Source organism: Palleronia sp. THAF1 (genome assembly GCF_009363795.1).
Lineage (GTDB): Bacteria > Pseudomonadota > Alphaproteobacteria > Rhodobacterales > Rhodobacteraceae > Palleronia.
In genome coordinates this window covers 674,485-684,096 of sequence record NZ_CP045420.1, presented here as the reverse complement: position 1 = coordinate 684,096, position 9,612 = coordinate 674,485, and the positions used below count along the sequence as shown (strand labels likewise).

12 protein-coding genes are annotated in these 9,612 nt (G+C 65.1%); 9 read left to right on the top strand and 3 right to left on the bottom strand.

Annotated features, from left to right (window positions below; translation table 11 throughout):
- Positions 1–6: 6 nt before the first annotated feature.
- The 6 genes from FIU81_RS03385 to FIU81_RS03360 all read left to right on the top strand — a co-directional run bounded on the left by FIU81_RS03385 (position 7) and on the right by FIU81_RS03360 (position 4,448).
- The gene (locus FIU81_RS03385) at positions 7–1,092 is read left to right on the top strand and encodes an ABC transporter permease (protein WP_124111533.1); all 1,086 of its coding nucleotides are present in this window, start codon (positions 7–9) and stop codon (positions 1,090–1,092) included.
- Positions 1,089–1,379 (top strand): hypothetical protein, encoded by a 291-nt coding sequence (locus FIU81_RS03380; protein WP_124111532.1) that lies wholly within the window; start codon positions 1,089–1,091, stop codon positions 1,377–1,379. Before FIU81_RS03385 ends, FIU81_RS03380 begins: the two co-directional genes overlap by 4 nt.
- Positions 1,376–1,651 carry a hypothetical protein gene (locus tag FIU81_RS03375; protein WP_124111531.1) on the top strand — a complete coding sequence of 92 codons (276 nt, stop codon included), beginning with the start codon at positions 1,376–1,378 and terminating at the stop codon, positions 1,649–1,651. The genes FIU81_RS03380 and FIU81_RS03375 overlap by 4 nt, the downstream gene beginning before the upstream one ends.
- 3 nt (positions 1,652–1,654) lie before the next feature.
- Positions 1,655–2,584 (top strand): ABC transporter permease, encoded by a 930-nt coding sequence (locus tag FIU81_RS03370; RefSeq protein WP_124111530.1) that lies wholly within the window; start codon positions 1,655–1,657, stop codon positions 2,582–2,584.
- A 119-nt stretch (positions 2,585–2,703) separates the two neighbouring features.
- Complete coding sequence (locus tag FIU81_RS03365) at positions 2,704–3,807, top strand: BMP family ABC transporter substrate-binding protein (protein ID WP_124111529.1); 1,104 nt, start codon at positions 2,704–2,706, stop codon at positions 3,805–3,807.
- Between the two features lie 161 nt (positions 3,808–3,968).
- Positions 3,969–4,448 (top strand): DUF411 domain-containing protein, encoded by a 480-nt coding sequence (locus tag FIU81_RS03360; protein WP_124111528.1) that lies wholly within the window; start codon positions 3,969–3,971, stop codon positions 4,446–4,448.
- A gap of 12 nt (positions 4,449–4,460) precedes the next feature.
- Here FIU81_RS03360 and FIU81_RS03355 read toward each other — a convergent pair whose 3' ends face one another.
- Both FIU81_RS03355 and FIU81_RS03350 read right to left on the bottom strand, forming a co-directional pair.
- Complete coding sequence (locus tag FIU81_RS03355) at positions 4,461–5,159, bottom strand: vWA domain-containing protein (RefSeq protein WP_172971385.1); 699 nt, start codon at positions 5,157–5,159, stop codon at positions 4,461–4,463.
- Entirely contained in the window at positions 5,156–5,830 is a 675-nt protein-coding gene (locus tag FIU81_RS03350) for a vWA domain-containing protein (RefSeq protein WP_254695981.1), read from the bottom strand. Before FIU81_RS03350 ends, FIU81_RS03355 begins: the two co-directional genes overlap by 4 nt.
- 89 nt (positions 5,831–5,919) lie before the next feature.
- Between FIU81_RS03350 and FIU81_RS03345 the strand changes: the two genes are divergently transcribed.
- The 3 genes from FIU81_RS03345 to FIU81_RS03335 all read left to right on the top strand — a co-directional run bounded on the left by FIU81_RS03345 (position 5,920) and on the right by FIU81_RS03335 (position 8,807).
- Positions 5,920–6,855, top strand: coding sequence for an aldo/keto reductase (locus FIU81_RS03345; RefSeq protein ID WP_124111526.1), 936 nt, complete (start codon positions 5,920–5,922; stop codon positions 6,853–6,855).
- Positions 6,852–7,943 (top strand): NAD(P)/FAD-dependent oxidoreductase, encoded by a 1,092-nt coding sequence (locus tag FIU81_RS03340; protein WP_124111525.1) that lies wholly within the window; start codon positions 6,852–6,854, stop codon positions 7,941–7,943. The genes FIU81_RS03345 and FIU81_RS03340 overlap by 4 nt, the downstream gene beginning before the upstream one ends.
- Before the next feature lie 75 nt (positions 7,944–8,018).
- Positions 8,019–8,807, top strand: a complete 789-nt coding sequence (locus FIU81_RS03335; protein ID WP_124111524.1) for a GH25 family lysozyme — start codon at positions 8,019–8,021, stop codon at positions 8,805–8,807.
- Here the strand turns inward: FIU81_RS03335 and FIU81_RS03330 are convergent.
- Entirely contained in the window at positions 8,752–9,570 is an 819-nt protein-coding gene (locus FIU81_RS03330) for a hypothetical protein (protein ID WP_124111523.1), read from the bottom strand. The two genes, FIU81_RS03335 and FIU81_RS03330, sit on opposite strands and share 56 nt — an antisense overlap.
- Between the last annotated feature and the right edge of the window lie 42 nt (positions 9,571–9,612).

Below are 9,612 nucleotides of genomic sequence, written 5' to 3'. Positions count from 1 at the left end.
CGCCCGATGATCGCGCTGGAGAAACGCCGCCAACCCAGCACCGTCTGGGCCTGGGCCACCCCACTTCTGGCTGTGGCGCTGACCGTGCTCGTCGGCGGCGCGATGTTCGCCGCGCTTGGGAAGGACCCGGTCGCGGCCATTCGCACGATCTTTTACGACCCTCTCTTCGATCCGCAATTCGCGGGCTACTCACGGCCGCAGCTTCTGGTGAAGGCCGCGCCGCTGATCCTGATCGCCACCGGGCTTGCGCTGGGGTTCAAGGCGGGCGTCTGGAACATCGGGGCAGAGGGGCAGTATATCATCGGCGCGCTGTGCGGTGCAGGCGTGGGGCTGGCGCTGTATCCCGCCGACACGCGGCTGATCTTTCCGCTGATGGTGATAGCGGGCGCGCTGGGCGGCTGGGCTTGGGCCATGATCCCCGCAATCCTGCGCGTGAAGTTCAACACCAACGAGATCCTTGTGTCGCTGCTGCTGGTCTATGTGGCCGAGAACATTCTGGCCTCGATGTCCGTAGGCCTGCTGCGCAATCCCGAAGGCGGTGGTTTTCCGGGCAGCCGCAATCTTGCGCAATGGGCGTCGTCCATGAACCCCGAGCTGATCCCGAACACTGGGCTGCATTGGGGCGTGGTGGCCGCGATCATCGCGGTGATCTTCGCCTACATCCTGCTGCACAGACATCTGACGGGCGTGCATATCCGCCTAGCAGGCCAAGCCCCCCGTGCCGCGCGCTTTGCGGGTGTGAACCCCGCGCGGCTGGTGATCTTCTGCTTCGGCATCTCCGGCGCTCTGGCGGGACTGGCCGGACTGTTCGAGGTGACGGGCCCGGCGGGCCAGATCAGTATCGATTTCAACGTGGGCTACGGATTCACCGCGATCATCGTGGCCTTCCTTGGCCGCCTGCACCCGGTGGGCATCCTGTTGGCGGGGCTGCTGATGGCGCTGACCTACATCGGCGGCGAACTGGCGTCCTTCATGTTGGGTATCCCCGCCGCCGCGATCCAGGCGTTCCAAGGCATGCTGCTGTTCTTCCTGCTCGCGGTGGATGTGCTGACGAACTACCGCATCCGGCTGGGCCGTAGGGTCGCGGCATGAGCGACAACACCCGCACCCTGATGAGCATCCTCGCGGGCGTCGCCTTCGTGGTTTCCATGTTCCTTGGCGCGCTGACCGCGCCTGCCGTGCTGACCGGCCTGCGCGGCATTTGGGCGGGCGCGCTGTCCGGCACCCCGAATGCCATCGCGCTGCTTGGCCTTTTGATCGCGGTCGTTGGCATCGCGCTCCTACGGTTTCGCACCAGCTGGGCGCGGATCGTGCTGGCCATCGCCGTCGGTCTGGTCCTCGGCTCTCTCGCGCCGCCCATGACAGGAGGTGCGGCATGATCCGACACCGGACACCCATTTTAATGGGCCTTGTGATGGGGCTGGCGATGCCCTGGATGATGCATGTAGACGGTGGAGGCGCAGCCTTTGTCCTGGTGCATATCCTCCTGATCGTCACTCTGGGAGGGCTTGCTCTATTGTTGCCGGGCTTGCGCCGAAAATTGCACCGCCCGAACCTGCGACATATCACACTGATGCTACCAGCGGCCGCTGCGGCATGGGGCTTGACCTGCCTTTATTGTCTGGCTGTCAGCGGCCAGCACTGGAGCTGACATATGGATCTAAGCGCCATCTCTCCTGCCCTTTTGGTTGCATCTTTGATGGCCGCCGCAACGCCGATCCTGTTGGCGGCCCTTGGCGAACTGGTCGTCGAGCGCTCGGGTGTGCTGAACCTTGGCGTCGAGGGGATGATGATCGTCGGCGCGATCTGCGGTTTCGCGGCGGCGGTGGAGTCCGGCTCGCCCGCGTTGGGCTTTGCCATCGGGGCCGTCGGCGGTGCGCTGCTATCGTTGATCTTCGCCGTGCTGGTGCTGGTCTTCCTGGCCAATCAGGTGGCTACGGGGCTGGCACTGACGTTGTTCGGGCTGGGCCTGTCTTCACTGCTGGGGCAAGGCTACGTGGGCATCAAGCCGCCCTCTACCCCGCGACTGGACCTGGGGCCGCTATCGGACCTGCCGTTCCTTGGCCGCGCGATCTTCAGCCACGACGCCATCGTCTACCTGTCGCTTGGCGTCGTCGTTTCGGTCTGGCTGTTCCTGACGCGCACCCGCGCGGGCCTGCGTCTGCGCGCTGTGGGCGAGAACCACGACGCCGCCCACGCGCTGGGTCTGCCGGTCGTCGCCATGCGCTTCGCCGCCATTGCCTTCGGTGGGGCATTGGCGGGCCTTGGCGGCGCGTATCTAAGCCTTGTCCGTGTGCCGCAATGGACCGAAGGAATGACGGCGGGCGCGGGCTGGATCGCCTTGGCCATCGTGGTCTTCGCCTCGTGGCGCGCCGGGCGTGTGCTGGTGGGCGCGTATCTCTTCGGAGGCGTGACGGTGTTGCAGTTGAACCTGCAGGCCGCCGGATCGGCACTGCCGGTCGAGTATCTGTCGATGTCGCCCTACATCATCACCATCGTGGTGCTGGTCGTCATCTCTGCGTCCCACAAGCGCGGTTCTGCTGCGCCCGCCAGCCTTGGCAAGCCGTTCCACGCCACGCAGTAGGCGCGCGGTTACACGGCCGCCCAAAATTCGGGCAGATGCCGAACAGTGCGGCACATCCTCTTGCACCCCGTCCCCAAGGTCGCGATGATCGCGCGCAATCACCATGGGGAGACACCGATATGAACCGAAGAACACTTCTGGGCAGCGCCGCAATCGCACTGCTGACCGCGACCACCGCCTTCGCCGAAAGCCACTCTGCCGATGGCGAGCCGCTGAAGGTCGGCTTCGTCTACGTGGGCCCCGTGGGCGACGGCGGCTGGACCTATGAGCACAACGAAGGCCGTCTGGCCGTCGAGGAAGAGTTCGGCGATGCGGTCGAGACCGTCTTCCAGGAAAACGTGCCCGAAGGCGCCGACGCAGAGCGTGTGATGACCCAGATGGCGCTGTCCGGTGCCGATCTGATCTTCACGACCTCCTTCGGCTATATGGACCCGACGATGAACGTCGCCGCCAAGTTCCCGGACGTGAAGTTCGAGCACGCGACGGGCTACAAGACCTCTGACAACGTGTCGAACTACTCTGCCCGCTTCTACGAAGGCCGCATGATCCAAGGGCACATCGCGGGCAAGATGACGGAGTCGAACAAGATCGGCTACATCGCCTCCTTCCCGATCCCCGAGGTCATTCGCGGCATCAACGCCGCCTACCTTGCCGCCAAGGCCGTGAACCCCGACGTCGAGTTCAACGTGGTCTGGGCCTTCACCTGGTTCGATCCCGCCAAGGAAGCCGACGCCGCCACCGCGCTCATTGAGCAGGGTGCCGACGTGATCCTGCAGCACACCGATTCCACCGCTCCGCAAGCCGCCGCGCAGGCCGCAAACGAGAACGGCGCGAACATCATCACCTTCGGTCAGGCGTCCGACATGGGCGAATACGCCCCACTGCCGCGCGTCAGCTCGATCATCGACAACTGGTCGCCCTACTACATCGACCGCGTGCAGGCCGTGATGGACGGAACGTGGGAAAGCCAGTCGATCTGGCACGGGATCGACGAAGGCATGGTCGGCATCGGCGAGATCTCTGACGCGGTGCCAGAGGACGTGAAGGCCGAAGCGCTGGAAATGCGTGACGCCATCGCCGCCGGAGAACTGCACCCCTTCACCGGCCCGATCAACAAGCAGGACGGCTCTGTCTGGTTGGCCGAGGGTGAGACCGCCGACGACGGCACGCTTCTGGGCATGGACTTTTATGTCGAGGGTCTGACGGGCGATATCCCGAACTGATCGACCGCTGTCTGATTATCGAGGGGCCATCCATGCGGGTGGCCCCTTGCCGTTCCAGACCATGCGGCGATAGGTGCAGGCGGGGTTCCGCGCGCGGGGTTCCGGTGGCGCGGTCACCGACTATATGGTCGATGAATGAACCGCACCCAAGGAAACGTCCCATGAGCCGCTCCACGATGACCCGCCGCAATGTCTTGGCCCTTGGTGGCGCTGCCGTGATGACAGCGTGGTTGCCGGTCCGCGCCATGGCCCAAACCACTACCGTCCACGTGATGAAGGATCCTAGCTGCGGCTGTTGCGCTGACTGGATAGAGATACTCCGCGCAGAAGGTTTTACCGTCGAGGTCACGAACGCCGATCACGCCACCCTGCGCCAGCACAAGATCGACAGTGGCCTACCTGCGGGCATGACATCGTGCCACACCGCCACGGTGGACAGATACGTCGTCGAAGGTCACGTGCCGGTGGCCGACATTCGGACGCTACTGGTAGACCGTCCAGATGCGATCGGACTGACCGTGCCCGGAATGCCCTACGGGTCGCCTGGAATGGGCCCCGAGAGCCAGCGCGACGCCTATGACGTTCACCTGATCCTGCCCGATGGCACGACAGAGGTCTTCAACAGCTATGCCGCGGCCTGAGGCTGCTAGACGTCAGCCCTTCCGGCGGGATGATATCGCCGGTTGGGTCTTGCTGAACAGAGGACACGCCAGCGTCAGCGACAGCGCGCGGGTCAGCTCGTCCACGTCCGTCACGCGGATGAACTCTGCGCCGGTGTAGTAGGCCAAGCAGCCCGGCGGCGTGCGCCACAGTTGTTCGTCGCTGGCCAAGATGTCTCCGGGCGTGCGGAAATAGACGACATGGATCGCTGTGTCCTGCCCCTCGTTCGCCAAGATGCGCGCGGTGGTGCAGACCGATCCGCTGCAGGTGTCCAGACCATCGGTGACGACAACGATGGTCGCGGGCTGCTTGGTGTGTTCCAGAACCGCCGCCGCCGTTGCCACGGCATCCGCAAGCGGCGTGTCCCCTTGGGGCGCAATGCTACGCGTCTCGGACAAGATTGTCTCGGCGGTGCCCGGCGCGGGCGGAACGCGCACGCGTATGCTGTCGCACGGACCGCCCTGCCCGGCTCCGTAGGTCAGCAGGCCAAGTGGGCGCGAGGGCAGCACAAGCGGCAGCGCGCGCTCCAACGCATCGCGGGCCTGATCGATGCGGGGAGCGGCATTCAGCGCGTAGCCCGACCGCGCCATAGAGCCCGAGCCGTCCAGCACGATCATCGCGTCGTCGATGCACCTGCCCAGCGCAAGGCCGGGCAAAGTGGCCAAGGCAAGCGCCCCGGCCAGCGCCCTCATTCCAGCGCACCGTAGATGGGACATCCCAACGTGATCGCCATGGCAGCCGCCAGATCGTCAGCATTGGCGGCGGCGATATACTGGCCACCGGTCGCTTCGGCCATGCAGTCGGCAACGCTGGTGCCGGTGCCGTAGCCTTCGTCATATTGGAAGTGCTCGCCCTGCACGCGGAAGCCGATCACGTGGATGGTCAGCCCATCGCCCTCAGCGGCCAGATCGGCGGCGACCTGACAGGTCGCGCCGCCGCAGGTCTCTTTGCCATCGGTCACGAGCACGACGGTGCCCGGTTTTTCAGGATGACCCAGAACGCGCGCGGCGGCGACGACCGCTTCGGTCAGAGGCGTCTCGCCACGCGGTTGCAGGCTTTCGATTGCGCCCAGCACATGCGGCGCGGCATTCGGGATCGGCGCGAACCGCAAATCGACACCGCCGCAGGGGACCGGGCCGGGGCCGTAGACGATCAAACCCAGCTTTCGTTGCGCGGCGATGGGAGGAACGGCGCGGGCCATGGCCTCTCGCGCCTCGAATATGCGGGGGGTCGAGAGCATGTTGAATCCCATCTCACCCATGGACCCGGACCCATCGAACACGATCATCGCGTCTTCCGTGCAGTTTTCCGCCGCCGAAAGCGGTTGGGTCAGGCACAATAACATGGCTATGGCAGTACGCATGGGCGGAACCCTGCCACCGGACCGCCTGCGCGTCCACTGCGTTGCGTCGTCACCTTGCGGGACAGGCCCGGATCGCCCCAAACTGCGACATGAGCAAAATTACCGCCCCCGACGGCTCCGCCCCCTCCGCCTTGTCTTTCGGCGCCATGCAATTCGGCGGGAAAGCCGACGAAGCCGCATCCCGCGATTTGTTCCGCGCCTCTCGAGAGCGCGGTTTGAACATGTTCGACACTGCCTACGTCTACAACGAGGGCAGATCAGAAGAAATTCTGGGCAAATTGATTCAGTCCGAACGCGACAGGCTGATCATCGCGACGAAGGCCGACTCAAAGCGCGGCAATTCTGCCGCCTCGATTACCGAAAGCTGTGAGGAAAGTCGCACGCGATTAGGGATCGATGTGATTGACCTGTTCTACTTACACCGTTTCGACGACGAGACCCCGCTGGAAGAAAGCTTCGAAGCGCTGGCCGCTCTGAAGTCCGACGGGCTGATCCGCCATATCGGCGTATCCAACTTCGCCGCCTGGCAGGTGATGAAGGCACAGTCGGTCGCCACAAAATTCGACATTCGCATCGACGCCATCCAGCCGATGCTGAACATTGTGAAACGGCAGGTCGAGGTGGAATTGCTACCGATGTGCGTGGATCAGGAAATCGACTGCTACCCCTACTCGCCGCTGGGTGGCGGCCTGCTGACCGGCAAGTACCGCGCGGGCGGGCAAGAGGGCCGTCTGCTCGAAAGCGAGATATACGCCAAGCGCTATGGCCCCGACTGGATGCACCACACTGCCGCCGATCTGGCTACCGTTGCGCGCCAAATGCGTACCGATCCGGCGACGCTGGCCGTCGCTTGGGCGATGCACCGGCCCGGCGTGACGGCGCCCATCGCCTCTGCCCGGTCGGTCGAGCAACTGCTTCCGTCACTGGACGCCTTGCAGGTGGATTGGGACGACGATCTGGAGGCACGCGTGACTGCCCTGTCTCGCCAGCCCGCACCCGCCACGGATCGTCTGGAAGAAGCGTGAGTTCCGTCGATTTCGCCATCATCGGCGGCGGAGTGGCGGGCGTCTCAGCGGCGGCGGAACTGTCTGCCTTGGGATCGGTGCTGCTGTTTGAGGCAGAGCAACAGCTGGGCTACCACGCCTCTGGCCGGTCGGCGGCGATGTTTCTTCCGTGCTATGGTAACGCTGTCGTGCGGGCGATGAACGAAGCGAGCGCCGATGCGCATGAGGCGGCGGGTGTTCTGTCGCCGCGTCGGTTTCTTGTGGTTGCACCGGACAGCAAACGCGATGCGTTCGATGCGGATGTTGCGGAGCTTGGGCTGACGCGGATCGGTCCGGACGACGCGGTGGACATCCTGCCAATTCTGAACCCCGACTGGCTTGCCGACGCAGCAACCTTGCCCGCGTGGGATCTGGACACCGATCTTCTGATCCAGACCTACCGACGCCGCGCCTTGGCTCAGGGGGCACGGATCGAAACAGGTGCGCGGGTGACTGGCATCGCGCACGGCGATGGCGGCTGGCAGATCACGTGGAACAGTGGCGCGGCGCGTGCGGCAAACGTCGTGAACGCCGCCGGAGCTTGGGCCGACACGGTCGCCACGATGGCGGGTCTGGAGGCGTTGAGACTGATCCCACATCGCCGCTCGGTTGCGCAATTGGCAGCGCCCGGTGGGCACGATGTGAGCGACTGGCCCTTTGTCGAAGAGGTTGGCGAGGCGTGGTACGCCAAGCCCGATGCGGGCCGCTGGCTGGTCTCTCCCGCCGATGCCGACCCGGTCGACCCCGGCGACGCATGGGCCGACGACATGGTGCTGGCCGAGGGGCTGGCCCGGTATCAGGACGCCGTCACCGAAGAGGTCACGCGCCCCCTGCACAGTTGGGCAGGCCTGCGCACGTTTGCCCACGACAAGACGCTGGTAATCGGCCCAGACCCGCGTGCACCCGGCTTCTGGTGGCTTGCCGGTCAGGGCGGTTACGGCTTCCAGACCGCCCCTGCCGCCGCCCGTCATCTGGCAGAACGCGTCGATGGCCGCGCACCGGCCTTGGGCGCGCAGGCAAGCACTGCGCTCGATCCGGAGCGCTTGGTGCAGACGGCGGTTTCCGGCTGACACGAAGATGTTGATGGACGCAGGTCGACGCATGGCTAGGCTGCGCGGAAAAAACACCCCGAGCAGGTTTGCCATATGTACCGTCGTGCCTTTCTGTCGTCCGCCTTTGCCCTGTCCGCCTGCGGCGGGCCGACCTCTATGCGCTCTGCCCCCGCCGCCATCGGAGCGCCTGTGACCCGGCGTGATTTCGGTGATGCCGACCCGGTGGATTGGGGCGCGCGCGGTCCGGACGCCTATCCGATCCACGGCATCGACCTGTCGAAATGGCAGGGAGAGATCGACTGGCCCCGCATCCGCGCCGCCGGCGTGAACTTCGCCTGGATCAAGGCGACCGAGGGCATCGATGTGGTCGACCACATGTTCTCCCGCCACCATGACGACGCGGCGCGCGCGGGCGTGGCGGTTGGGGCCTATCACTTCATCTACTGGTGCTCTGACATTGAACAGCAGGCACGCTGGTTCATCCAGAACGTGCCGCGTCGGTCAGGCGACCTGCCGCATGTGCTGGATCTGGAATGGACCCCCTTCTCTCCCACCTGCACGGTCCGCCCACCGGCGGCAGAGGTACAGGACCGCGCGCGGCGGTTCCTGTCCATCGTTGGGCGGCACTACGGCCAACAGCCGATCATCTACGCCACGCCGGAGTTCTTCCGCGAAACCCAGATCGACCGTGTCGGAACCGAGTTGTGGCTGCGCGCCACGGCGGAGCCGGTGCAGCAGGTCTATCCCGGCACGCCATGGCGGTTCTGGCAGTATTCGGGGACGGGTCGGATCGACGGCATTCGCGGCAATATCGACCTGAACTGCTTCAACGGGTCGGCGGGTCAGTGGCAATCGTGGCTGGCGCAACGACGGATCGCGTAGGTCGCGCAAGCCCCCGCGCGATCACGAGCAGACCGCCCATCAGCAGGATCGGCAGGACCACCACCTTGAAGATAAAAACCGCCAAAAGTGTCAGCAGGCTGGCGATCAAGTCGTCCGCACGGTTCCACAGGTTTTCGGCAAGCGTCGTGTAACGGGCGATCTTGTCGCGCAGTCCCTCGTCCACCGGCAGCGTGTCCACCGTCGCGGTAATCTCCTGCACGATGCGGGTTTGTGCCTCCCATGTTGCATCGGTCAGCCGGTCCGACAGGGGATCGGCGACCGCGAAGGCAAGCGGCAAAGCCAAGCCCAAGAACCCGCCGTACACCGCCAGCTGCCGGGGCACCCCACCCAAGGGATTCGCCCGCCCAGAGGCCGCGACGCCCGCCCAGAGCCCGGCGGCGGCGGACAGCATCACAAGCCCGATCGTTGACACCGGCCCCAGTGCCACGGCCAGTGTGCCAGAGGCCAGCATGACCCAGAACACCACATCCGCGATCCGCTCGATGGTGTCGTCGATCGGTTCCAGCGTCTTCAAGGGTTGGGCAGAACCCTGCCCGACAAGAGACACCCCCACCTCGATCTCCTGCGCCGCCGACAGAAATGCGTTGAGCGTGCGAAGGGTGATGTAGGTGGCCGACGCATTCACCGCGATGGATTGCGCGTAGCCCTGCGCGCGGTCGGTCAGCAGATCATTCTGCCGTGCCGCAAGCAGAGCCGCGGCGGCAACAAGCAAAAGGGCAAGGGTGGTCAGGACACGGCGCATACACTCACTTGCTTCCGAACGCGCCCTGCGCGCAACCCTGCC

Bases quoted from the DNA above. Each gene is read 5' to 3' on its own strand.
- FIU81_RS03335 (WP_124111524.1), top strand. From the start codon at position 8,019: ATGTACCGTCGTGCCTTTCTGTCGTCCGCCTTTGCCCTGTCCGCCTGC.
- FIU81_RS03365 (WP_124111529.1), top strand. From the start codon at position 2,704: ATGAACCGAAGAACACTTCTGGGCAGCGCCGCAATCGCACTGCTGACC.
- FIU81_RS03370 (WP_124111530.1), top strand. From the start codon at position 1,655: ATGGATCTAAGCGCCATCTCTCCTGCCCTTTTGGTTGCATCTTTGATG.
- FIU81_RS03330 (WP_124111523.1), bottom strand. From the start codon at position 9,570: ATGCGCCGTGTCCTGACCACCCTTGCCCTTTTGCTTGTTGCCGCCGCG.
- FIU81_RS03350 (WP_254695981.1), bottom strand. From the start codon at position 5,830: ATGCGTACTGCCATAGCCATGTTATTGTGCCTGACCCAACCGCTTTCG.
- FIU81_RS03355 (WP_172971385.1), bottom strand. From the start codon at position 5,159: ATGAGGGCGCTGGCCGGGGCGCTTGCCTTGGCCACTTTGCCCGGCCTT.
- FIU81_RS03380 (WP_124111532.1), top strand. From the start codon at position 1,089: ATGAGCGACAACACCCGCACCCTGATGAGCATCCTCGCGGGCGTCGCC.
- FIU81_RS03375 (WP_124111531.1), top strand. From the start codon at position 1,376: ATGATCCGACACCGGACACCCATTTTAATGGGCCTTGTGATGGGGCTG.
- FIU81_RS03385 (WP_124111533.1), top strand. From the start codon at position 7: ATGATCGCGCTGGAGAAACGCCGCCAACCCAGCACCGTCTGGGCCTGG.
- FIU81_RS03360 (WP_124111528.1), top strand. From the start codon at position 3,969: ATGAGCCGCTCCACGATGACCCGCCGCAATGTCTTGGCCCTTGGTGGC.
- FIU81_RS03345 (WP_124111526.1), top strand. From the start codon at position 5,920: ATGAGCAAAATTACCGCCCCCGACGGCTCCGCCCCCTCCGCCTTGTCT.